Below are 24,272 nucleotides of genomic sequence, written 5' to 3'. Positions count from 1 at the left end.
TAGTCAAATCAATAAATTTTAGTCTTTGTTTCTTCTTTGTTTTTCAATCGTTTGACGTTTTCTCTGTGCGTGTAGAATATAAGCACAAACATTATTATGAAAAATATTGAATTATAATTTTCAAAAATTATTAAATACATTGGCACCATTAAACTACCAACTAGTGATGAAAGTGATGAGTATTTTGAAATAAGAAATGTAACAGCCCAACTAATAATAAATACTAAACCCAAAACTATGTTTATCGAAAATAATATTCCAACATATGTTGCAACACCTTTGCCTCCTCTAAACTTAAGCCATATTGGAAAAACATGACCTAAAAATGCACTTAATGATGCAATAAAGATAAAATCAGGATAATTAAATTTTACATATAATACAGGCAATACAGCTTTTGTTATATCTAGTAGTAAAGTTGCGTAGCCTAATGTTTTATTACCTGTTCTAAGAGCGTTTGTAGCTCCAATGTTTCCTGAGCCAATATCTCTAATATCTTTTTTTAAAAATATTTTTGTAAGTATAAAACCAAAGGGTATTGATCCTAATAAATATGAGCTTAATGCAACAATTAAATATTCCATTATTATAACTTAAATAATTCTTCACCTTTTACAAATGTATTAGTGACTTTTCCTTGGAGTTTTTTGTCTTCAATAGAGGTATTTTTTGATTTGGAGACAAGCTTATCTTTTTTGACAACCCATGGTTTATCAATATCAACAATGCAAAAATCTGCTTCATTGCCCACTGAAAGATTACCCTTATCAATTTTTAAAATTTTTGCAGGGTTTGATGTTAAAGCTTTAATGATAGTTTCTAATTTAACAGAGCCATTGTGATATAATTCTAGACTTAATGATAAAAGCGTTTCTATTCCAGAGGCCCCTGTAGACGCTTGTGCAAATGTTAATCTTTTTTGCTCTTCGTCTTCTGGTTTGTGATCAGATACAATAACGTCGATTGTTTCATCTTTTAGTCCTTGTACTAGAGCAATTCTATCTTCTTCAGTTCTTAATGGCGGTGATAATTTTAAAAAAGTTCTAAAATCTCCTATATCATTTTCATTTAAAGAAAGATTATTTATAGATACACCTGTCGTAAATTTAACTTTATTTTTTCTTTCCTCGATAATTTCTACTGATTTAGCAGCTGAAATCTGTGATATGTGATATCTGCATTTAATGTTTTCAAGTAACGTTAAATCTCTTTCAATAATTATTCTTTCAGCAACAGCAGGAATTCCAGATAATCCAAGTTTAGTTGCAATAATTCCAGAATTAATCATTCCATTTTTGGATAAATCATAATCTTCAGCATGTTGCATGATTAGTGTGCCCAAGTCTTTAGCTGAATTCATTATACGTGACATTAATCTAGTATTTTGAATTGTTTTAACTCCATCAGTAAATCCAATTATTCCTCTGCTTTGAAGTAGACCAAATTCAGTCATGGTAGTTCCTTCAATATTTTTGGTAAGGGCTGCACTTGGAAAAACATTAATTTTAGATTTATCTCTTCCACGTCTTTTTAAAAAATCTACTATTGAAACGTTATCAATAATTGGATCTGTATTTGGCATAGTAACAACTGAAGTAACACCTCCTGCAAGAGCTGCATTACTTAGCGTTCTAAAATTTTCTTTATATTCATAACCAGGCTCACCTGCAAAGACACGCATATCAACTAGACCTGGGAATATATATTTGCCATTTAAATCTATTACTTTTTCTCTTGAAGGAATGTTATTAATATTTACTTTTTTACCAACAGCTTCAATAAAGCCATCTTCTCCAATAATTAATCCGCCATTCTCATTGATAGAGTTATAAGGGTCAATTATATTTGCATTTATAAAGTATTGTTTTTTCATTTATTCACAAAATATTTTTAAACAAGCCATTCTTACTGCAACACCTAGTTCAACCTGTTCCTTAATTACGCTTCTGTTAATGTCATCTGCTAATTTAGTGTCAATTTCGATCCCTCTATTCATAGGGCCTGGATGCATAATTAAAGCATCATCTTTCGCATAAGCAAGCTTATCTGGAGTTAGTCCATAATATTCATAGTACTCTCTATTAGAAGACAAGAAAGAACTAGTCATCCTTTCATTTTGTAACCTTAACATCATTACAATATCACAATCTTTCAAACCTTTTTTCATATCTGTAAATGTATTAACCCCAAACTTTTCTATTTCTTTTGGCATTAAATTTGATGGTGCAATAATGTTAACTTCTGCACCCAACATATTTAAAAGATAAATATTTGATCTTGCAACACGTGAATGAGTTATGTCACCACAAATCGCAACTCTCAAACCTTCAATTTTCTTTTTTCGATTTATAATTGTTAAAGCATCTAGTAAAGCTTGAGTAGGGTGTTCACGGCTTCCATCTCCAGCATTAAGCACTGCACAATTTACTTTTTGTGATAAAAGATTACACGCTCCTGAATCTTGGTGTCTAATTACAATTATATCAGGATGCATTGCATTTAAAGTCATTGCGGTATCTATTAGTGTTTCACCTTTCTTAATAGCTGAATTTGCCATATTCATTGACATAACATCTGCACCTAATCTTTTTCCAGCTAATTCAAATGAACTCTGTGTTCTTGTTGAAGGTTCAAAAAACAAATTAATTTGAGTTTTACCACTTAAGACATTTAATCTTTTGTTTTTACTTTGATTTAATTTGATGAAACTTTTAGCTTCTTCTAAAATAAAATTAACATCATTAATTGATAGATCTTGAATCCCTAGGAGGTGTTTTTGAGAGATTTTAATAGCTTTATTTATTTTGGTTGCCATTAAAATTAACTCTATAACTATTAACCATCACTATGGCAAGTATTAATTATTTAAAAAGTCTATTGCCCCTTGTAAAATAAAGGCCGCAGCATTTTGATCAATTGTTTTAACTCTTTTTGAAACGTTAACGTCTAATAAACTCGATAGATTAAATGCTCCAACTGTTGAAAGTCTCTCATCCCACAAAATTACTGGTAGGTCTATAGATTTTGATATATTTGATGCAACATCATTAACTGATTGAGCGGATCTACCTAGACTGCCATCCATATTAACTGGGTTCCCTACAATTATTCCACCAATATTATTATCTTTAATTATTATCTTAAGTTCATCAATTAGTTCGTTTGTGTTGGTTTTGTTTATGGTTTTAAAGGGTGTGGCTATGGATTGTCTTTCATCACAAATTGAGACGCCAATTCTTTTAGACCCTAAATCTAAACCAATAAATCTCACCTTATTTGTGTGTTTTATTTTAAAATCTTCAATTGTGATCATATTGTATATTTTATACTTAAGTGATAGTTTGCCGACATATTTAATTACCACATGACAATTGATCTTAAAACAATAAAGCATATATCTAAATTATCAAGAATCTCAGTTGATGATGCAAAAGCTAATAAATTAGCTGGAGATCTTAACTCTATATTTGATTTTATTGAAAAATTAAATGAACTCAATACTGATAATATTGAGCCTTTAACTTCTGTTGCAGAGACCACATTAAAATTAAGAGCCGACGAGGTTAAAAGTGAAAATATTAGAGATCAAATATTAAAAAACTCACCAGAGGAAAATGAAGATTTTTTTGTAGTACCAAGGGTTGTTGAATAATGTCTGATATTACATCACTCACTTTAACTGAATTAGTTAAAAATATTAAAGATAAAAAGATTTCTTCTGAAGAAACTACAAAAGCTTTTATTGATAGAGGAGAAAAATCTAGAGATTTAAATACATACATAACAGAAGATTTTTCTAATGCACTTTTGAAAGCTAAAAGTTTTGATCAAAAACCAAATTTTGATTTAAAACTTCCGGGTGTTCCAATAGCTGTTAAGGATTTGTTTTGTACCAAAGATGTTAAAACTACAGCAGGTAGTAAAATTTTAAATAATTTTATTCCACCATACGAGTCTACTGTTACTCAAAATATTTGGAATGAAGGTGCGATATTACTTGGTAAGTTAAATTGTGATGAATTTGCAATGGGCTCATCTAATGAAACTAGTTTTTTTGGAAATGTACAAAGTCCAATAGACAAAGGTTTAGTACCAGGTGGCTCTTCAGGAGGCTCTGCATCAGCTCTAGCAGCTAATTTAACGCCTATTACAATTGGAACTGATACAGGTGGCTCTATTAGACAACCTGCTTCATTTACAGGTACCGTTGGATTAAAGCCTACTTATGGAAGTTGTTCACGATATGGAATTGTTGCTTTTGCATCTTCATTAGATCAAGCAGGACCAATGTCTAAAGATGTAAAAGATTGCGCATTGCTTCAAGAAATAATTAGTACTTATGATGAAAAAGACTCAACATCAATTGATTTTAAAAGAAATGAATACAGTAAAGAATTAACAAATAATATTAAAGGTAAGAAAATTGGAATTCCTAAAGAATATAGAGTTGATGGAATGCCAAAAGAAATAGAGGATTTATGGACGAAGGGCATTGAGTATGCAAAAGATTGTGGTGCTGAAATTGTAGAAATTTCATTACCTCATACAAACTATGCTCTACCTACTTATTATATAGTGGCCCCTGCGGAAGCTTCTTCAAACTTAGCAAGATATGATGGTGTTAAGTATGGTTTTAGATCTAAAGGTGAAAACCTTATTGATATGTATGAAAAGACAAGATCTGAAGGTTTTGGTAGCGAAGTTCAAAGAAGAATAATGATTGGGACTTATGTTTTGTCCTCTGGTTATTATGATGCTTATTATCTAAAGGCTCAAAAAGTTAGGAAATTAATAAAAAACGATTTTGATGAAGCTTATAAAAAAGTTGATGCAATTTTAACCCCATCAACACCAAGTGCTGCTTTTAAAATTGGTGAAAAAACTAATGACCCAGTTTCAATGTATTTAAATGATATATTTACAGTTCCAGTGAATTTAGCTGGATTACCAGCAATTTCAATTCCAGCAGGAATAGATGTTAAAGGTTATCCATTGGGACTACAAATTATTGGTAAAGCTTTTGATGAACAAAATATTTTAAACATTGCTTATGCTATGGAAGAGAAAATTCAGTTTAAAAATAAAATTACTGACTGGTGGATTAAATAGATGACTAAAGATAATTCAGAATATTTAATTGAAAGACAAGATAATGTTTATGAAGTAGTAATCGGCCTTGAAGTTCATGCTCAAGTTACATCGAATTCTAAATTATTTTCATCTTCATCAACTACCTTTGGTGCTGAACCTAATACACAAGTAAGTTTAGTGGATGCTGCATTTCCAGGAATGCTTCCAGTTATTAATGAGTACTGTGTAAAACAGGCAATTAAAACGGGCATAGGTTTAAGAGCTCAAATTAATAAAAGATCAGTTTTTGATAGAAAAAATTATTTTTATGCAGATCTTCCACAAGGTTATCAGATCTCACAGTTTAAGTATCCAATAGTAGGAGAGGGAACAGTTATTCTTGATATGGCACATGGCCAAAAAGAAGTAGGGATTGAAAGATTACACCTAGAACAAGATGCTGGAAAAAGTATTCATGATATGGACCCACAAAATACATTGGTTGACTTAAATAGATCTGGTGTAGCTTTGATGGAAATTGTTAGCAAACCAGACATGAGAACTCCAGATGAAGTTAGTGCTTATATTAAAAAATTAAGATCTATTATGAGATACCTTGGTACGTGTGATGGAAATATGCAGGAAGGCTCTTTAAGAGCTGATGTCAATATTTCTGTTAGAATTAAAGGTTCTGATAAACTTGGAACTCGTTGTGAGATTAAAAATGTTAACTCAATTAAATTTATGCAAATGGCTATTGATTATGAAGCTAATAGACAAGTTGATTTAATTGAAGATGGTAAAACAATTGATCAAGAAACAAGATTATTTGATACTAAAAAAAATGAAACAAGATCTATGAGATCTAAAGAAGATGCTCATGATTATCGATATTTTCCAGATCCAGACCTATTACCATTAGAAGTAACAGATGAATTTATTGAAAAACTTAAAGCAGATATCCCAGAATTACCAGACGATAAGAAAAAAAGATTTATTGATGAGTTTAAAGTCTCTGCTTACGAAGCAACAATTTTAGTATCAGATATTGAAACAGCTAAATATTTTGAAGAGGTAGTTGCTAAAATGGGCAAAAACAAAGATATGAAGTTAGCAGTTAACTGGATTACAGGTGAATTATTTGCTGTTTTAAATAATAAAAATTTAGAAATATCTGAAAGCCCAGTAAGTGCCAAAAATTTAGCAAAGTTAATTAATCTAATTAAGAATGGAACAATTTCTGGAAAAATAGCTAAAACAATATTTGAATTGATGATTGATGGAGACATAGATCCTCAAATAATTGTTGAAGAAAAAAGTTTAAAACAGGAAAGTGACCCTAAAGCTTTAGAGGCGTTAATAGATAAAATAATTGATACTAATAGAGAAAAAGCTATTGAATATAAGAATGGTAAAGAAAAGCTATTTGGTTTCTTTGTAGGTCAAGCAATGAAAGTTTCAGGTGGTAAAGCTAATCCACAACTAATAAATGAAATATTAAAGAAAAAACTTCAATAGTCTTAAAATAGGTAGACACAAAGGACTTAAAATACCATGGGTAAAGCAATTAGAATTACTGAAAAGCTTGAAAAATATATAAATAATTTTAGTTTAAAGTTAAATCCCATCCAGCAAGAAATAATCGAATACAATAATACACTTGGGGATGTTAAGAGAATGCAAGTTGCAACATCTCAATGTCATTTTCTTCATTTAATTATAAAAACCTCTAACATTAAAAATGTACTTGAAATTGGTACTTTTACTGGGTTAAGTGCACTTTCAATAGCTTTAGCACTACCAGATGATGGCAAACTTATAGCGCTAGATAAAGACAAAGAAACCAACAAGATTGCAGTAAATTTTTTTAAAAAAGCTAATCTTAATAATAAAATTCAAACAATTGTTAAGCCTGCATTAGATAGTTTAGATGAATTAAAGAATAGTAAATTTGATATGGTTTTTATTGATGCCGATAAAATAAATTATAAAGAATATTATGAAAGATCACTGAAGTTATTAGATAAAGGAGGATTGATTATTGTAGACAATGTTTTATGGCATGGTGAGGTCGCTGATGAAGATAATTTAGATAAATTCACTGTAAATATTAGAGATTTTAATACTTATGTTGCAAACGATAAAAGAGTGGAACAAATCATTGTCCCTTTAGGTGACGGTATGACTGTTTGTAGAGTGATATAATGTTTGATGTTTTTGGTTTTTACAAATTTAAAAAACTCACTTCTTTAAAAAAAAATAAGATTTTACTACAGGATTATTTGATTAAAAAAAATATTCGAGGAACAATAATTATAGCTAATGAAGGAGTAAATGCAACAATCTCAGGAAATGCTAACGATCTAAAGTCAACTATCACCAAGATTAAAAAGATATTGAATTTTAAAAAGTTTGATAGTGAAAATATTTCAAAAAGTAAATTTCAACCATTTCATAAGCCAAAAGTAAAAATTAAAAAAGAAGTAGTTCCCATGGGTCTTTCTTTGTCATCAAAAAATAAGAAAAATAATCATATAGATCCTAAAAAATGGAATAAGTTAATTAATGATAAAGACACATTAGTTTTAGATTCAAGAAAACCATTTGAATATAATGTGGGTACCTTTAAAAGATCAGTTAATCCTGATGTTGCTAATTTTAGAGAATTTCCAAAATACCTGAATAAACTAAAAAAAACAAAACCAATTGCAATGTTTTGTACTGGTGGAATAAGATGTGAGAAAGCTTCAGTATTTTTAGAAAAAAAAGGTTTTAAAAATGTTTATCAGTTAAAAGGTGGAATTTTAAATTATTTAAAAAATATTAAGAAAAAGGAAAGTTTATGGAATGGGGAATGTTTTGTCTTTGATAACAGAATCAGTGTTAAACATGGATTAATAACTGGCACATACTCAATGTGTAGTGGATGTAGAAAACCGGTTTCACCAAAAGATAAGAAGTCTAAAAAATATGAGGAGGGTGTTTCATGCGTAAACTGTCATGATAATTTAACTCAAACTCAAAAAGAGAGATTTCGAATGAGACAAAAGCAAATAAACCTTGCTAAAAAGACTGGATCGAAGCATATATTTCAAAAAGAATTTAAATAGGAAAAATAATTGTCCAAAGCCATTAATTTAACTAAAGATCCAATTTGGGAATTACTTAGAAAAGTAACTATCCCAGCAAGTGTTGGTTCATTATTTCAAACATTTTATAATTTAGTTGATACATGGTTTGCGGGTAGAATTTCTGCAGAAGCTATAGGTGCTATTGCTAAGTCATTTCCCATATATTTTGTTATCATTGCTGTTGGTGTTGGTATTGGAGCTGCAACGAACTCATGTATTGGCAATTTATTAGGTGCTAAAAAAATTAATAAAGCTTCACTATTTATTGCTCAATCAGTAATTTTTTCATTGGTTACTTCTATTGTAGTTACTTTATTTGGATTAAACGCCTCTAATTTTCTCTTGAGTGTTATGGGCTCTGATACTGCTGGTATCGCTTTAACTAGAGAGTATTTAGATATAATTTTTTATGGAACATTTATAGTTATGATCCAAATCTCTTTAAATGGAGCTTTAAATGCACAGGGAGATACTAAAAGTTATAGAAATGTTCTTATCTTTAGCTTCTTTTTAAATATTTTTTTAAACCCATTATTTATCTGGGGATACGGAATTGTTCCAGCTTATGGTATAGGTGGCCTTGCAATAGCAACTGTTATCGCTCAATCTATTGGTACTATTTATTTAGCCTATAAAATTAACTCATGTAAATTAAGAAAGTATTTATCTATTAAATGCTTTATTCCTAAGTTTATTCTTCTTAAAGAATTGTTCGCACAAGCAATGCCAATTATGATTAGTATGTTGTTTATTGGAGTAGGTATTTTTAACATATTATATTTTATTGGACAATTTGGTGATCTTGCAACAGCAGGCTATGGTGCAGCTTTAAGAGTTGAGCAAGTCTTCTTACTTCCAGTAATTGGTTTAAATACAGCAGTACTTTCTATCGGTGGACAAAACTTTGGTGCTAAAAATTATAACCGTATTAGAGAGCTTTATACTAAGGCATTATTTTTTGGATCATCGTTTATGGCCGTAGCAGGTGTGGTTTTATTCTTCGGTGCAGAGTTTTTTGTATCTCAGTTTACAGATAATGTAGAAGCTATTTATCATGGTGCTATATATTTAAAAGTTGCTGCATTAATAGCTCCTATTTACCCAGTATTCTTTATTACAACAGCAGTCTTTCAGGCACTTAAAAAACCAATTTATAGTCTTTACTTAAGCGTTCTAAGGTTAACTGCATTTCCGTTCTTATCATTATGGTATGTAATTAATATTAGAGGAGGAGATTATGCGGATATTTTTTATACCATCATGGCAACCAATTGGTTTATGGGTATTGCGGTAATCATCTTTATTGGATATTTTTTAAATAATGTTTTTAAACAAAAAAAAAGTCATTTTTCTTATTAGTGTCTCAGTACTAATATTTATTTTAACTATTAACCAAGTCAAATCTCAAACAATCAAAATTGTAGATGGAGACACAATTCATCTTAATGGAGAAAAAATTAGATTTACAGGGATAGATACACCTGAATTAAAACAAACTTGCCTTAACGAAGGAGCTAAGGATTCTTGTGGAATTACAGCAAAACAAATCCTTATTGATAAAATTTCAAACAATAGCGTTGAATGTATTAGTGAAGGAAAAGATCAATACAAAAGAACACTGGCTGAATGTTTTGTTAATAACGAAAGCTTATCAAGTTATTTAGTTAGAAGTGGCTATGCATTTGCCTATAGAAGGTATTCAAAAAAATTTGTATCTGATGAAGATTATGCAAGAATTAATAAAATAGGTATGTGGTCTATGGAATTTGATTATCCTTGGGATTACAGAAAATCTAAGAAAAATTAAAGCTAATAGGGTAGTTCTGTTAACAGGTGCTCCAAAATTCTAGTTAATCTCTTGTTTATTAATTTTAAAGAGCTTTTCACCTAAAGGACTGATTGGGTCTTGAGGTGTGGGTTTGATTTTAGTTTTTTCCTCAACGATACTTAATAGTTTTTTAGCAAGTCCTTGACGTCTAAACATGGGGTTAACAAAAATATACTCCACTTCGGCTGTCTCATTATACCGAACAAAACCAAGTGTAGTATTAATGTTTTTAAAAGTAATAACACCATCATTTAGTTCAACATCATAGTCTAAATTACTCATTAATTATTACCATCTTGTTTAAGTTTTTTTTCAAATTTTCTTACTATGAAAGAAACAATTAATATCAAAATTAAATATTCCAAGATTAAAAATGTATAAATTTCTAATGGTCTATAGGTTGACACAACTAATTCATTTGCTTTTCTTGTTAAGTCACCAATACCTATAATTGATACCAATGAAGACATTTTTAATACATATACAAACTGGTTGCCTAATGCAGGAAGGATATTTTTAATTGCTTGTGGAAGAATTACTAATCTTAACCTTTTATAAAAAGTTAAACCCAGTGATGAGCCTGCTTCCCATTGTGATTTTTTAATTGAGTTTATTCCTGCTCTAAAAATTTCTGCTTGAAAAGCACTTTCACTTATTGCCAGCGCAATTATTCCAGACACAAATGGACTGAAACTTAATCCAGTCATTATAGGTAAACCATAATAAATCCATAATATTAAAACAAGTAACGGTATTGCTCTAACAATTTCCACATATCCAATATTTATGTATGTTAAAAATTTATTCTTAGCTAAAGAAGGAATTGCAACGATAAACCCTAAAATTGCAGATATAATTATAGATACTACTGAAATATAAATAGTTGTAGTTAAACCACTTAATAAAAATTTTAGGTTTGTTAAACCTTCAACATTGTTAGGTGAGAGAATAAACCAACCCAATTCCTGACCACTACAAGAGGTAAGGGGTAAAATTAAAAGTAAAAAAAGTAAATTTTTCACTCTTAAAGTTATAATGAATTAGAGATTAATATCTAATTTTTTATAAGCTTTTTAAATTATATTTAGCGAGTAGTTTATTAAAGAAACCAGAGGATTTTTTACTTTTGATCCACTCATTTACATAATCATTCCAAACTTGATCATTTTTACTAACCATCATTGCTAAAAAGGCAGGATTTTTTTCTCCATCAGGAACAATTGCTAATTGAGGGTACTTGACAACTAATTTATTAGCCTCTGTTGAACTTGTAATGTTTCCATCAGCTCTTCCAGCTAATACTTCTTGAAAGTCTCTTGCAGGTGACTCAACTGATTGTAATTTAGACAAAGGAAAGAACTCTTTAGCTTTTTCCTCTTGAGAAGTCCCAAGTGTTGTAGCAATCGTTACATCTTTATTGTTTAAAGATTTCCATGTTGAATATTTTTTTAAATTCTTTTTAAGTACCAATGGAACAGTTCCATACTTGTAATAAGAATCTGTAAATCCAGCAACTTCTGCTCTTTTTGGAGTTTTAGTGACACTTGTGGAAATATCATATCTTCCTGCGGTAATTCCTGAAACAATTGTTTTCCATTCAGTTGGTACAAAGGTAATTTTCACACCCATATCTTTTGCTAATTCTTGCATGACATCAATATCAAATCCCTTATATTTATTTGTAGCAGGATCTTTCATGGTCATTGGATCCCAGTCGCCTGTTGTTCCAACTTTTAACTCACCAGAGGATAAAATCTGTTCAAGTTTTGATTCTGCGTTAAGAGAGAAGGGTAAAAGTGCTAATAGCACCACAAGAAGTATTTTTTTCATAAACTTTATATAACAATAATTTTAATAAATATAAGCTTATAACCTTGACGCACTATCACTCAACCAAGAGTGTAAATGCTCAGAAAAAGACCTTCTAACAAATAAATTTACCTCATTAATCTCTTTATGATGAATAATTACATCAATATGAGATAATATTGTTTGAACAACTGGTCCTTTTTTTGTTTTAAAATCATTAAAATTGAAAGGGGAACCTGTAGCAAATAAATCAAAAACCTTACCACCTTTGATATTTAACATTACAAATTGGTCGCTAACATCAGTTACAGCGCCCAATTTAACTTTAGATATATTTTTAATTAATTCATCTTCAACTTGATAAGTGTTACTTTCCTCACTCACAGTTTCATTTGATATTAACATCCATTCATCGGGACTTAACCAAAATGCAGTTAATTTCTCTGCTGATGTAGACGTATTAGCCTCAGTGGGTAAAACCATATTAAGATTTTTACCTACTGCAGTAATAAAATCTTTTGTTTTACCTCTTATGATTAATTTCATAATAGGTTTGATTTCTTTAATTTCTAAATCAGAATATGTTATATCCCCTTTAATAGAAGTTTTATAATTAAGCATTTAACCTCAAATTTTCTTTGTCAAAAAAAACAGGATCAACAATCGTCACATTAATATTTTTATTTTCCATTGGGATAAATAATTTTTGACCTAGCATATTTTTTCCACCTCTAACTACTGCTAGGGCAATTGATTTATTTAAATTAGGGCTATAGTAACTTGAAGTTACATGACCTAGCATTTCAACTGGTTTTAAACTAGTGTCAGCAACTATCTGAGCTCCTTCTTCTAAAACTTCACTTGGATTATCTGTCAGTAAACCTACTAATTGTTTTCTATCTTCTTTCATGGTGTCAGACCTATAAAGAGATCTTTTACCAATAAAGTCATATTTTTTTTTACTAACAATCCAATCCATTTGTAAATCTATAGGAGTCATTGTTGCATCTGTATCTTGGCCAACAATAATAAATCCTTTTTCTGCTCTTAATAAGTGCATTGTCTCAGTGCCATAAGGAGTGATGTTAAATTCTTTACCTGCTTCCATGCATTTTTTCCATAAGTCTTCACCATAGTTAGCTTGGATATTAATTTCATAACTATGTTCACCTGTAAAACTAATACGCATAATTCTACATTTAATATTACCAATTTTTACATTTTTGAATGACATGTGTGGAAAGCTTTCATCTGAAAGATCAAGATCAGGTATTAATTTATTAAGAATTTTTTTACTATTAGGCCCACAGATGCTAGCTGTTGCATAATGATCCGTTACAGATGACAAATACACATCTAGTTCAGGCCATTCAGTTTGTAGGTAATCTTCTAGTTTTCCTAATACGTTTGCAGCACCACCTGTTGTTGTGGTCATAATATAATGATTTTCATCAAGTCTAGTTGTGACCCCATCATCGTAAACCATACCATCTTCATTAAGCATTAAACCATAACGACATTTTCCAATGGCAAGTTTTGACCAAGCATTTGTATAAACTCTGTTTAAAAATTCTGAAGCATCCGTTCCTTGAATATCAATTTTACCAAGAGTTGAAGCATCTAATATACCAGCGCTATTTCTTGCAGCTTTACTTTCCCTTTGAACGGCCTCATGCATTGTTTCATTATTTTTTGGATAGTACCAAGCTCTTTTCCACTGACCAACATTTTCAAATTCAGCTTTATTTTCTATGTGCCAGTCATTCATTGGCGTTCTTCTAAATGTATCAAAATATTCACCAACATTTCGTCCAACAATTGTTCCAAATGTTAATGGAGTGTAAGGAGGTCTAAACGTTGTAGTTCCAAGCTCACCCATCTTAACACCTGCAGTTTCTGCAATAATACCAAGGGCATGCATATTACCAAGCTTTCCTTGATCGGTACCCATTCCAGTTGTTGTATATCTTTTTACATGTTCAATCGATCTAAAACCTTCTCTTAGAGCAAGTTTTATATCTTTTGCAGTTGCATCATTTTGATAATCTACGAAAGGTTTTGTTTTTCCTAAAACTTTATCGGATGGAAGTAGCCAAATATTTCTAATCTCATTATCTTTAGGACAATTTATTTCTAAATTGTCAAATTCAGTTTCATTTATATTTAAAAATTCTTTTAAAGATTTTGTAGAATTTTTTATAACATCATCTAAATCAAAATCACCATTACAAGAACCAATGCTAATTTGAGCTGATGAATATATATCAGGAATAAATACTTGATCTTTTTCTCTAAATTTTAATTTACCTCCTGATTGAGTAAACAAATGAACGGCTGGCGTCCATCCACCTGCAGTTGCTAGGCAATCACAATCAAGTTCTATTTTTTCTGGATTTGCAAAAGATTGACCATCTTCTGACAATTCCATTATTGTAATTTTATTAATTCTTTTATAACCCTCAGTATTTACAACTGTGTGTGATCTATAAACTTTAATCCCTAAATCGTCAGCTTCTTTAGTAAATGCAGTTTTAGATTGCTTTCTAATATCTATGATTGCTTCAACTTTAATACCTTTTTTTTGTAATGAAATTGCACTTTCATAAGCTGTGTCATTATTAGTAAGAAATATATTTTTTTGACCAGTTGCAACACCATAATAATCTGCATACTTTTTAACTGCAGATGAAAGCATAATACCAGGTCTATCGTTATTATTAAATACCAGAGGTCTTTCTAAAGAACCAGTAGCAACAATAACCTTTTTAGCTCTAATTTTTAATAATCTTTGTCTTACTTCTTTATTTTTTTCATTTTTAGGAAGGTGATCAGTTAAATTTTCTCTAGCTAATAAATAGTTATATCCATGATAAGCAGCAACACTAGTTCTTGTTTTAACTTCTAGGTTTTCAATATTTCTTAATTCATTAATTTCATTTTCTAACCAAACAGAAGAATTTTGATCGTTTATTTTTACATGATCTGAATTTTGGAAAATTGTAGATCCTCCGATTTCATTTTTTTCATCAAGTAATAATGTTTTAAGATTATTTTTTGCAGCAGTTTTTGCGGCTATAATTCCACTAATACCAGCTCCAATAACCAAAACATCACAGTGAATGTATTTATGATCATATATGTCAGGGTCAGGAACTGTTGGAGATTTTCCTAGTCCTGCTGAATGTCTTATAACATATTCATACTTTTCCCAAAAATTAGCAGGCCACATAAATGTTTTATAATAAAAACCAGCAGGTAGAAGTGGGGATAAGAAATTATTTATACCTCCAATATCAAAGTCAACACTAGGCCAACAGTTTTGACTGTTTGCCTCAAGCCCATGATAGATTTCTAGTTCGGTTGCTCTAACATTGGGTTCTGTTAGTGCTGTGTTGTTATTAACTTGTACAATTGCATTAGGTTCTTCAGATCCTGAAGTCATTATTCCTCGTGGCCTATGATATTTAAAACTTCTTCCTACTAAATGAATCCCATTAGCTAGCAAAGCTGAGGCAAGGGTATCACCTTTGTATCCAAAATAAGATTTTCCATTGAATTTAAAAGAAACTCTGGAAGTTTCATCAATATATTTACTAGTTGTAACTCTTAAATTTTTTAGCATTAAATTATTTTATAGGAGGTTTTTCACCCATTTTATAAACAGCTTTAATTTGGTCATTTGAAGTATCCCTCACCATGTTAAACCACTTTCTACATCCGTGAGCATGGTTCCATCTTTCAAATTGAATTCCTTTAATGTTTTTTCTCATAAATAAGTATTCTGCCCATTCATCATCACTTAATTCCGTGGGTTGTTTAGGTCTTTCAATGTGAGCTTCACCACCAGCTTTAAATTCACTTTGTTCTCGTTCACCACAAAAAGGACAAGTAATTAAAAACATTAATGAGCTACCGCCGCTGCACCATGTTCATCAACAAGGTCTCCACTGATAAACCTATTTAAATTAAATGCAGCATTTAGTTTGTGCGGTTCATCATTTGCGATTGTGTGAGCAAATAAATCACCTGATCCAGGTGTTGCTTTAAATCCACCAGTTCCCCAACCACAATTAAAGTACAAACCTTTTATCGTCGTTTTACTAATAATAGGACTAGCATCTGGGCAGATATCTACAATTCCACCCCATTGTCGAAGCATTCTCATTCTACTAAAAATTGGGTAAAGTTCTAAGATTGCATTTAATGTTCCCTCAACAATATCGTGACTACCTTTTTGTGAATAGGAAACATAATCATCAGTGCCTGCACCTATTACTAGCTCACCTTTGTCAGACTGACTAACATATGCATGTACAGCGTTAGACATCACTACTGTATCAATAATAGGTTTAACTGGTTCTGAAACTAGAGCTTGAAGAGGTTTACTTTCTAAAGGTAATCTTAAACCTGCCATGTTTGCTAGCACACTTGAATGACCAGCAGCAACTACTCCAACTTTTTTAGTTTTTATAAAACCTTTGGTTGTTTCAATACCTTCTACTTCATCACCATTTCTTTTAATTCCTTTAACTTCACAATTTTGAATTATATCTACACCCATTTCATCTGCACCTCTAGCATACCCCCAAGCAACAGCATCATGCCTTGCGGTACCAGCTCTTCTTTGTAAAGTTCCACCCAGTACAGGATATCGAATATCTTGTGAGGTATTAATAATAGGGCAAAATTTTTTGACTTCTTCTGTGCTTAAGTAAACTGCGTCTATGCCATTTAATCTATTAGCATGTGTTCGTCTTTTTAAATCTCTAACATCCTGTAAGTTATGTGCAAGATTCATCACACCTCTTTGACTAAACATTACATTGTAATTTATTTCTTGAGATAAACCTTCCCACAATTTTAAAGCATGATCATAAAGACCAGCACTAGCATCCCATAAATAATTAGATCTTATAATCGTAGTATTTCTTCCTGTATTACCACCACCAATCCAGCCTTTTTCTACTACTGCAATATTTGTCATATTATGTTTTTTTGCTAAATAGTAAGCAGTTGCCAAACCATGACCACCACCACCAATAATAACCGCATCATATTCTTTTTTTACAGTGGGATCTTTCCAGGCTTTTTGCCAATTTTCATGATAGGAAAAAGCATTTTTGACTAATGAGAATATTGAATACTTATTTTTCATAATATTATTCAAGAATTACTTTATAAATATTGAATATTCAATACAATCGGTTATATCAATGTCGCAGTGGAAGAGTGGGTGAGAGGCTGAAACCAGTCGTTTGCTAAATGACCGTGCGGGGAAACTTGTACCGAGGGTTCGAATCCCTCCTCTTCCGCCATTAAAATAAAGGCTGATCCTTAAAAAAGTCTTTCATTTTAATAGGCTTTTTTTCCAAGATATATCTGTAAACGTTGTAATTTTCCATAACACGTTGAACATAGTTACGAGTTTCTTTAAATGGAATTAATTCAACCCAGTCTACAAAATCAATTTGTTTTTTTTGAGGATCTTTGTTTATTTTTTTCCAGTGTTTAACTCTTTTAGGACCGGCATTATATGCGGCGGTAGCAAAAGGGTAGGCACCATCATATTGTAAAATTAAACCAGCTATATAATGAGAACCTAGATTAATATTGTATTCAGGATCAGAAGTTAACCTTGATTTTGAATATGGTAGCTTTGCTTGTTTAGCAACTAGCTTAGCTGTATAGGGCATTATTTGCATTAATCCTTGTGCACCAACATGACTGTTTGCTCTCATATCAAACTCACTTTCTTGTCTTATAAGAGAAAGTATAAATGCTGTTTCTGGTATTTTTCTACCATTAACATACTGCGGGACACTTATAATTGGATAATTAAAAGTATTATGAAATCTTTTTTCATATGAGGCTAACTTTGACACTTGGATCGCAAAATCGTATCTTGATATATTTGTAGCAAGTTCAGCTGCTAAAATCTCACTTCCACTTGCAATATTGTCATTAGCCAAATGTCTCAGTATATTTTTGGTATATTTATCTTTATTTAATTCATTTAAAAGATGTGTAATTTTTACAAGCTCTTTATTGTAAAAATATTTTCGATAGTCATCTTCAACATCAGCTTGTTCTTCAAGTTCAAAATTTTGACTAGGGTTGATTTTTAAAAAGGCTAATTGACCATAGTAAGTTGTTAGATATTTTGTTGCTTCACGATACCAATCTTCTGATTGTCGTTTATCACCAATTTTTTCATAAGATCTACCAAGCCAATAAGCGCCTCTTGCCAAACTTATAGGGTAGCTAACGTTTTGATAAAAGTTATTGAAATGGTCAACTGCTAAAATAGGGTCATTTAAAAAACTTAATGCAATCCAACCACTCAACCATTCAGCCTCAGCAAACTCTGATCCTTTATCTAGTGAGTGTTGGCTAGCAACTTTATAAGCCGTCTCATATTTGTTTTTATAAATAAGAGCTCGTGACATGATTGCTCTCTCAACCCACCATTTATCTGGTCTCACTAGATAATCTTTATTATTTTTAATTGAAGACAATATTTCAAGTGAACTATCAATTCTGCCCCTTTTTCTTCTCCATTTAAGTCGGTCATGATTTAGACCAGCATCATTTTTGAATTTTTGTGGAACATTTTTTATTGCCTGGTCAACACCATAAGATTTACTCATCAAAATTTGTCTAGCTGTATAAAGTAGTTGATAATCTTTAGGTAAATAAGGAAGCATTCTTTTTAAATCCCAATATTTATTTTCCCATGCTAAATAATCAGCTCTATTTATATAATCTTTTGAGTCTAAATATTTTCTATATTTTTTACTTAAAGATTTCATGCTAGCTCTAGAAAGTTCTGCTGTAATCCAGCCTCTCTTAATTAAAGCAATTCCTTTTTCATTATCTCCAGTTTGTATAAAGCTTTCACCTAATACCAGCATACCATAGCCACTTAAGGGCTCATCAACTCCAAACCAATTAATAATTTTTTTAGGAGAAATTTTATCCGTTGAAAGTTTTTGTTCTGCTAAATATTTTATTCTACTTATTCTTGGGTAGTGTTTATTGTTTTGTATAAAAGTCATGTAGTCATAAAACGTAGCTTGGTTTCCTGTTGTTAATAAATGTCTCCATTGTATAAAATTATATATGGATTTATCTTTAGCATTTTTTGAATTTTTCAATGCAGTTGTCCATTGACTTTTTCCCATTGCCTGGATAGATTTTTTTGCAATATCATAGTCTTTTTGGCTGTAGTATTTTGATCTTTTTTGAACTTCAGATTTTTCACTTTTAACTATTAATGGCTTACTTTTAGGAATGAGAAAATTAATTTTTTTTTTATTTTTTTTGACTGTTACGATTTTGACTTCTTTTTTTTTTTGTGATGGTTTAGGTTTAGGTTTAAGGATCCCTTGAGATATCTTTTGCCTCTTAACTTCTTCATCTAAAATAGGTTTTTTTAAAGGAATTATTGATATTTCAGCAGCAAATATATTCCCTATAATTACCAAACTTAATAATAGTGATTTTATAAAAAAAATTATCTTTCTGGGCATAAATTTACTAAATGAATCTTTAAACTATGTTATAAGTATTTATGTTCAAAGGATCAAATGTTGCTTTAATAACCCCATTTAAGAATAATGAGCTAGATGTTGAGGCTTATATTAAGCTAATTCATTTTCAAATATCAAACGGTACAAACGGCTTAGTTCCTGCTGGGACAACAGGTGAGTCGCCAACATTAAGCCATGATGAACATCAAAAAGTAATAGATTTATGTGTTAAAGAAAGTAATGGAAAAAATATAGTTATTGCTGGTACTGGTTCTAATTCGACTAAAGAAGCAATTTCTTTAACAACTCATGCAGAAAAAGCGGGAGCAGATGCGGCCCTAGTAGTAACTCCATATTACAACAAACCAACTCAAGAGGGTTTATATCAACATTATAAAGCAATAAACGATAAATGTGGGATACCAATTATAATTTATAATATTCCTGGAAGATCTGTAATTGATATGTCTGTTGATACAATGGCTAGATTATTTGAATTGAAAAATATTGTTGGCGTTAAAGATGCAACTGGTGATCTAGATAGAGTTAATCAACAAAAAGATAAAATGGGAACTGATTTTGTTCAACTAACAGGTAATGATGATAACGCTTTAGAATTTAATAACAGAGGTGGGATAGGCTCTATAAGTGTAACCGCTAACATTGCTCCTAAGTTATGTTCTGATTTTCAAAAAGCCTCAAAAATAGAAAATAATGAAAGTAAGCTTGAAGCAATCAGGTTAGATAAAATTTTACAACCCATTCACAGCTCAATGTTTATAGAAAGCAATCCAAGCCCTGTTAAGTATGCTGCAAAACTTCTGGGTCTTTGTGATGATGAGGTTAGATTACCTTTAGTTAAAGTTACAGACCCAACCAAAGATATTGTTAAAGAAGCTTTAGTATCAGCAAATCTACTCTAATGAACAAGAAAGCCAATTCTGGTTTAAAAATTATTTGTTTAAATAGAAAAGCAAGTTTTAATTTTTTTTTTGAAGACTTAATTGAAGCTGGGATAGTTCTTAAAGGGTCTGAGATTAAATCTATTAGAGATGGAAAAGTTAATATTGCAGACTCTTATGCTGTAGAGAAAGACGGTGAAATAGTTTTAATTAACTCTCATATTGCTGCATTTAAGCAAGCCAGTTATTCAAATCATAATCCAACAGATGAACGAAAATTATTATTAAACAAAAAGGAAATTAACAAATTAATTGGTAAAATGCAGAGGGATGGCTTTACACTTGTTCCAACAAAGATGTATTTTAAAAAGGGAAAAGCTAAAATAGAAATAGCAGTCGCAAAAGGTAAAAAACAATTTGATAAAAGAGCTACTAAAAAAAATAGAGACTGGAATCGTGAAAAAGCAAGACATATTAGAAAATCAAGTTAAACAATCATACTTAGCAATAGGATCAAATTTAGGTAATAAAATTACCAACATTCATATAGCCTTGTCTGAACTTAAGAAAAATAAAATTAAGATAAAAAAAGTTTCATCTCACTATTTATCAAAATCTTGGCCAAATCCTTTAATGCCAAGTTTCATAAATATTGTAATAGAAATCGAGACAATCTTAACACCTTTAGAATTATTAAAGATTTGTAACAATATTGAATTAAAATTAGGCAGGGTTAGACTAAAAAAAAATGCTCCACGAACATGTGATATTGATATAATTGATTATGATAAAAAAATTTTGAATATAAATAGTGACAAGTTAATAATACCCCATCCAGAGATGACTAAGAGAAATTTTGTATTGCTACCATTATTTGAGATAAATAGAAGTTGGAAGCATCCAGAATCTAAGATTAATATAGTAAATTTAATTAATTCTTTATCAATTAAAGATTTAAGATCTATTAAACAAATATAAATTGGTGTTATAGTTAAAAATGATTAATTCAGAAGAGTTAATAAATAAAGTTAAAACTTATAATAAATTTTTAAATCCAGAAAAATTAAGTAAAGCATATAATTATGCTGTTAAAGCTCACGAAAATCAAAAACGTGATTCAGGTGATCCTTATTCAAATCACCCTATAGCTGTTGCTTCAATACTTAGTGAGCTAGAGTTAGACAGTGCTACTATTGTTACAGGGCTTTTACATGATACGATTGAGGATACTCACGCAACTTATGAAAATATTAAAGATGAATTTGGTGAAGAGATTGCCAATCTTGTAGATGGTGTAACCAAAATTTCTGTTTTTGAAAACCAAGCAACATCATCATCTAAAGCAGAAAATTTTAGAAAATTAATCTTAGCTACATCAAAAGACATAAGAGTATTACTTGTAAAGCTGGCAGATCGTTTACATAATATGAGAACTATTGATGCTATATCTAAAGTTGAAAAAAAAGAACGTATAGCGAGAGAGACAATGGAAATTTATGCTCCTTTAGCAGATAGAATGGGCATGCATAGAATTAGAGATGAACTTGAAGACTTATCATTTAAAGTTTTGAATAATGAAGCACGTGAACTTATTAAAAAAAGATTAGACGAAATTAAAGAAGACAAAGTAAATAGTTTTAATTCTATTTCTTTACAATTAAGTGAGCTTTTAAACGAACATAAGATTAATGCTGAAATTTTTGGAAGAGAAAAAACTCCATTTTCTATATGGAGAAAAGTTCAAAAAAAAAGAACATCATTAGAGCAAATTACAGACATAATTGGATTTAGAGTTATTCTTAATAGTGGAGAAGATTGCTATAAAGCATTAGGAATTTTTCATCAACACTGGAATTGTATACCAGGAAAATTTAAAGATTATATATCATCACCAAAAATAAACAATTATCAGTCATTGCACACAGCTGTGATAGGTCCAAATAGAAGACCTATTGAAATTCAAATAAGAACTATGCCAATGCATGAATTTGCCGAAAGAGGTATTGCATCCCATTGGAAATATAAATCATCTGAAAAATTTGACTCATTAACATGGAAAGAATATGACTGGTTAGCTGACCTTGTGGAAATTATTGGTAAAAATGAAAACCCTGAACATTTTTTTGAGTATACAAAACTACAAATGTTTCAAGAAAATGTTTTTTGCTTTACACCAAAAGGCTTAGTTATCAAATTACCAAAAGATGCAACACCAATAGATTTTGCATATGCTGTTCATACAAAAGTTGGCGATCATGCAATATCTTGTAAAATTAACGGTAATGACAGTGAATTACAAAACATACTTTATAACGGTGACGTAGTTGAAATCATAACCTCTAAAAATAAATCACCATCATTGCATTGGATACCAATTACAAAAACTGGAAAAGCAAGAGCTGCTATTAGAAGATACTGGCATTCTAAAGGTGAACAAAAAGAGGAAAGAATAAAAAAATACAATACAACACTTTGGATTTCTCTCCCAGATCAACCTGGTAAACTTGGTGAAATAACCACATCATTAGGCTCTCATAAACTGAATATATCCAGTGTAGAGATGAAAGAAAAAACAAAAGATTATATTAACTTCAGATTTAACCTTATTATTAGAGACTTGAAAAACTTTACAAATTTTATCAGTGAGCTAAAACAAAAAGATATTAAATTTAAAATCATTAGACATGAGGAAAAAAGAAATGCTTTCACACAAAAAATCTTTAAATATTTTAAAAAAAACTAATGCTCTTTTAGAAGGTCATTTTGTTCTTTCATCAGGTTTGCATTCACCTAAATATATTCAATGTGCCAAACTTTTAAGTTTTCCACATTTAGCAAAAGATATTTGCAATTCATTAGCAAAAAAAATTAAAAAAAAGTTTAAATCTATAGATTTGATTTTAGCTCCGGCAATGGGTGGAGTTATTATTGGTTATGAAATTGGTAAAATTTTAAAAAAAGAAACAATTTTTTGTGAAAGAGTTAATGGTAAATTTGCTTTAAGACGAGGTTTTCATATAAAAAAAGGATCAAAAGTTTTAATAATCGAAGACGTTATAACAACTGGTAAATCGAGTTTAGAGTGTGTTAAATTGATAACAAAACCTGGTGCAAAACTTATTGGTTTTGCTTCAATTATTGACAGATCAACTAAGAATTCATTAAAAATAAAAAAAAATATTATCTCACATATGAAGATAGATGTTCCAACATTTAAGAATAATAAATTACCTGAAAGTCTTAAAAATACTCCAATTACAGTACCTGGAAGTAGATTTATTAAATGAAAAGACTAGGAGTTAATATTGATCATGTTGCTACAGTAAGAAATGCAAGAGGATCTTTTCATCCTGACCCATTTACTATTGCCAAACATGTAATTAAATGTGGAGCACATTCGGTTACTATTCATTTAAGAGAAGACAGAAGACATATAAAAGATTCTGATGTTGTTAAAATTTGCAAAAGTAGAAAAATAATTACCAATTTAGAAATTTCACTCAATAAAGAAATAATTGATATAGCATTAAAGAATAGACCTAATTTTATTTGCATAGTTCCCGAAAAAAGAAAAGAGGTGACAACAGAAGGTGGATTAAATTTAATTAAAAATAAGAAAAAAATTAAATCTATAATATCATTATTTAATAAGAAGAATATTAGAACAAGTCTATTTATTGACCCAAACTTAAAAGATATTAAAATTGCAAAAGAATTAAATACTACTTGTGTTGAGCTGCATACAGGAAAAATTTCAAATTTAATAAAAGAAAATAAAAGTTATAAAAATGAATATTTAAAAATAAAAAAATGTTCAGAACTGGGCGTTAAACTTGGTATCGAAGTTCATGCAGGTCATGGTCTTGACTACAAAACTACCTCTATACTAAGTAAAATTAAAGAAATTACGGAATTTAATATTGGTCATTTTATAATTGGTGAGTCACTTACTCATGGTTTAAAAAAAACCATTAAAATTTTTAAAAAAATAACCAATAAATAA

Annotated in this window: 25 protein-coding genes and 1 tRNA gene; 14 read left to right on the top strand and 12 right to left on the bottom strand. The window is 30.2% G+C overall.

Annotation, left to right across the window (positions count from 1 at the left end; translation table 11 throughout):
- Positions 1 to 8 precede the first annotated feature (8 nt).
- Genes plsY through ruvX form a run of 4 tightly spaced genes read right to left on the bottom strand, consistent with a single transcriptional unit; the run spans position 9 to position 3,313 of the window.
- Positions 9 to 584 (bottom strand): glycerol-3-phosphate 1-O-acyltransferase PlsY, encoded by a 576-nt coding sequence (plsY, locus tag AC5SL4_RS03460; protein WP_018414163.1) that lies wholly within the window; start codon positions 582 to 584, stop codon positions 9 to 11.
- 2 nt (positions 585 to 586) lie between these two features.
- The gene (gene pyrC / locus AC5SL4_RS03455) at positions 587 to 1,873 is read right to left on the bottom strand and encodes a dihydroorotase (protein WP_271479699.1); all 1,287 of its coding nucleotides are present in this window, start codon (positions 1,871 to 1,873) and stop codon (positions 587 to 589) included.
- Positions 1,874 to 2,815 (bottom strand): aspartate carbamoyltransferase catalytic subunit, encoded by a 942-nt coding sequence (locus AC5SL4_RS03450; protein WP_271479697.1) that lies wholly within the window; start codon positions 2,813 to 2,815, stop codon positions 1,874 to 1,876.
- Between the two features lie 42 nt (positions 2,816 to 2,857).
- A complete protein-coding gene (ruvX, locus tag AC5SL4_RS03445) occupies positions 2,858 to 3,313 on the bottom strand; it encodes a Holliday junction resolvase RuvX (RefSeq protein WP_006996848.1) in 456 nt (151 codons plus the stop codon).
- A 51-nt stretch (positions 3,314 to 3,364) separates the two neighbouring features.
- Here ruvX and gatC point away from each other — a divergent pair, with 51 nt between their 5' ends.
- Genes gatC through AC5SL4_RS03410 form a run of 7 tightly spaced genes read left to right on the top strand, consistent with a single transcriptional unit; the run spans position 3,365 to position 10,008 of the window.
- The gene (gatC, locus tag AC5SL4_RS03440; RefSeq protein ID WP_006996849.1) at positions 3,365 to 3,652 is read left to right on the top strand and encodes an Asp-tRNA(Asn)/Glu-tRNA(Gln) amidotransferase subunit GatC; all 288 of its coding nucleotides are present in this window, start codon (positions 3,365 to 3,367) and stop codon (positions 3,650 to 3,652) included.
- Positions 3,652 to 5,109 carry an Asp-tRNA(Asn)/Glu-tRNA(Gln) amidotransferase subunit GatA gene (gatA, locus tag AC5SL4_RS03435; RefSeq protein WP_011282145.1) on the top strand — a complete coding sequence of 486 codons (1,458 nt, stop codon included), beginning with the start codon at positions 3,652 to 3,654 and terminating at the stop codon, positions 5,107 to 5,109. The genes gatC and gatA overlap by 1 nt, the downstream gene beginning before the upstream one ends.
- Entirely contained in the window at positions 5,110 to 6,588 is a 1,479-nt protein-coding gene (gatB, locus tag AC5SL4_RS03430; RefSeq protein WP_494587604.1) for an Asp-tRNA(Asn)/Glu-tRNA(Gln) amidotransferase subunit GatB, read from the top strand.
- 36 nt (positions 6,589 to 6,624) lie between these two features.
- On the top strand, positions 6,625 to 7,275 hold the full coding sequence (locus tag AC5SL4_RS03425) for an O-methyltransferase (protein WP_494587603.1): 651 nt from the start codon (positions 6,625 to 6,627) through the stop codon (positions 7,273 to 7,275).
- Positions 7,275 to 8,180 (top strand): oxygen-dependent tRNA uridine(34) hydroxylase TrhO, encoded by a 906-nt coding sequence (gene trhO / locus AC5SL4_RS03420; protein ID WP_494587602.1) that lies wholly within the window; start codon positions 7,275 to 7,277, stop codon positions 8,178 to 8,180. The genes AC5SL4_RS03425 and trhO overlap by 1 nt, the downstream gene beginning before the upstream one ends.
- Before the next feature lie 9 nt (positions 8,181 to 8,189).
- Positions 8,190 to 9,560, top strand: a complete 1,371-nt coding sequence (locus tag AC5SL4_RS03415) for an MATE family efflux transporter (protein WP_494587601.1) — start codon at positions 8,190 to 8,192, stop codon at positions 9,558 to 9,560.
- Positions 9,523 to 10,008, top strand: a complete 486-nt coding sequence (locus AC5SL4_RS03410; protein WP_494587600.1) for a thermonuclease family protein — start codon at positions 9,523 to 9,525, stop codon at positions 10,006 to 10,008. The genes AC5SL4_RS03415 and AC5SL4_RS03410 overlap by 38 nt, the downstream gene beginning before the upstream one ends.
- Positions 10,009 to 10,047: 39 nt before the next feature.
- Here the strand turns inward: AC5SL4_RS03410 and AC5SL4_RS03405 are convergent, their stop codons facing one another.
- From AC5SL4_RS03405 to AC5SL4_RS03375, 7 genes are read right to left on the bottom strand one after another with little or no spacing between them, the layout of a single operon-like run.
- Complete coding sequence (locus AC5SL4_RS03405; protein ID WP_006996856.1) at positions 10,048 to 10,311, bottom strand: GNAT family N-acetyltransferase; 264 nt, start codon at positions 10,309 to 10,311, stop codon at positions 10,048 to 10,050.
- Positions 10,311 to 11,051 carry an amino acid ABC transporter permease gene (locus AC5SL4_RS03400; protein WP_006996857.1) on the bottom strand — a complete coding sequence of 247 codons (741 nt, stop codon included), beginning with the start codon at positions 11,049 to 11,051 and terminating at the stop codon, positions 10,311 to 10,313. The genes AC5SL4_RS03405 and AC5SL4_RS03400 overlap by 1 nt, the downstream gene beginning before the upstream one ends.
- A gap of 40 nt (positions 11,052 to 11,091) precedes the next feature.
- Positions 11,092 to 11,859, bottom strand: coding sequence for a transporter substrate-binding domain-containing protein (locus AC5SL4_RS03395; RefSeq protein ID WP_020169467.1), 768 nt, complete (start codon positions 11,857 to 11,859; stop codon positions 11,092 to 11,094).
- A 36-nt stretch (positions 11,860 to 11,895) separates the two neighbouring features.
- Positions 11,896 to 12,459 carry a sarcosine oxidase subunit gamma gene (locus tag AC5SL4_RS03390; RefSeq protein WP_006996859.1) on the bottom strand — a complete coding sequence of 188 codons (564 nt, stop codon included), beginning with the start codon at positions 12,457 to 12,459 and terminating at the stop codon, positions 11,896 to 11,898.
- Entirely contained in the window at positions 12,452 to 15,460 is a 3,009-nt protein-coding gene (locus AC5SL4_RS03385) for a sarcosine oxidase subunit alpha family protein (RefSeq protein WP_494587599.1), read from the bottom strand. The genes AC5SL4_RS03390 and AC5SL4_RS03385 overlap by 8 nt, the downstream gene beginning before the upstream one ends.
- A 4-nt stretch (positions 15,461 to 15,464) precedes the next feature.
- Positions 15,465 to 15,740: a sarcosine oxidase subunit delta gene (locus AC5SL4_RS03380; RefSeq protein WP_006996861.1), complete on the bottom strand. Its 276-nt coding sequence runs from the start codon at positions 15,738 to 15,740 to the stop codon at positions 15,465 to 15,467.
- A complete protein-coding gene (locus AC5SL4_RS03375; protein WP_006996862.1) occupies positions 15,740 to 16,993 on the bottom strand; it encodes a sarcosine oxidase subunit beta family protein in 1,254 nt (417 codons plus the stop codon). Before AC5SL4_RS03375 ends, AC5SL4_RS03380 begins: the two co-directional genes overlap by 1 nt.
- 68 nt (positions 16,994 to 17,061) lie before the next feature.
- Between AC5SL4_RS03375 and AC5SL4_RS03370 the strand changes: the two genes are divergently transcribed.
- A tRNA-Ser gene (locus AC5SL4_RS03370) sits at positions 17,062 to 17,153 on the top strand.
- Here the strand turns inward: AC5SL4_RS03370 and AC5SL4_RS03365 are convergent.
- On the bottom strand, positions 17,154 to 19,367 hold the full coding sequence (locus tag AC5SL4_RS03365; RefSeq protein ID WP_494587598.1) for a lytic transglycosylase domain-containing protein: 2,214 nt from the start codon (positions 19,365 to 19,367) through the stop codon (positions 17,154 to 17,156).
- A gap of 41 nt (positions 19,368 to 19,408) precedes the next feature.
- On the opposite strand from AC5SL4_RS03365, the gene dapA reads away from it, so the two are divergent.
- Genes dapA through AC5SL4_RS03335 form a run of 6 tightly spaced genes read left to right on the top strand, consistent with a single transcriptional unit; the run spans position 19,409 to position 24,272 of the window.
- Positions 19,409 to 20,290 (top strand): 4-hydroxy-tetrahydrodipicolinate synthase, encoded by an 882-nt coding sequence (gene dapA / locus AC5SL4_RS03360; RefSeq protein ID WP_271626739.1) that lies wholly within the window; start codon positions 19,409 to 19,411, stop codon positions 20,288 to 20,290.
- Entirely contained in the window at positions 20,290 to 20,760 is a 471-nt protein-coding gene (gene smpB / locus AC5SL4_RS03355) for an SsrA-binding protein SmpB (protein WP_020169462.1), read from the top strand. Before dapA ends, smpB begins: the two co-directional genes overlap by 1 nt.
- Positions 20,726 to 21,247, top strand: a complete 522-nt coding sequence (folK, locus tag AC5SL4_RS03350; RefSeq protein WP_006996866.1) for a 2-amino-4-hydroxy-6-hydroxymethyldihydropteridine diphosphokinase — start codon at positions 20,726 to 20,728, stop codon at positions 21,245 to 21,247. Before smpB ends, folK begins: the two co-directional genes overlap by 35 nt.
- A 19-nt stretch (positions 21,248 to 21,266) precedes the next feature.
- Positions 21,267 to 23,012 (top strand): bifunctional (p)ppGpp synthetase/guanosine-3',5'-bis(diphosphate) 3'-pyrophosphohydrolase, encoded by a 1,746-nt coding sequence (locus AC5SL4_RS03345; RefSeq protein ID WP_006996867.1) that lies wholly within the window; start codon positions 21,267 to 21,269, stop codon positions 23,010 to 23,012.
- Complete coding sequence (gene pyrE / locus AC5SL4_RS03340) at positions 22,969 to 23,556, top strand: orotate phosphoribosyltransferase (protein WP_494587597.1); 588 nt, start codon at positions 22,969 to 22,971, stop codon at positions 23,554 to 23,556. Before AC5SL4_RS03345 ends, pyrE begins: the two co-directional genes overlap by 44 nt.
- On the top strand, positions 23,553 to 24,272 hold the full coding sequence (locus tag AC5SL4_RS03335) for a pyridoxine 5'-phosphate synthase (protein WP_271626737.1): 720 nt from the start codon (positions 23,553 to 23,555) through the stop codon (positions 24,270 to 24,272). Before pyrE ends, AC5SL4_RS03335 begins: the two co-directional genes overlap by 4 nt.

The sequence above is a fragment of the Candidatus Pelagibacter sp. PS_02 genome, assembly GCF_059418065.1.
This window is presented reverse-complemented; position numbering and strand designations above follow the sequence as displayed.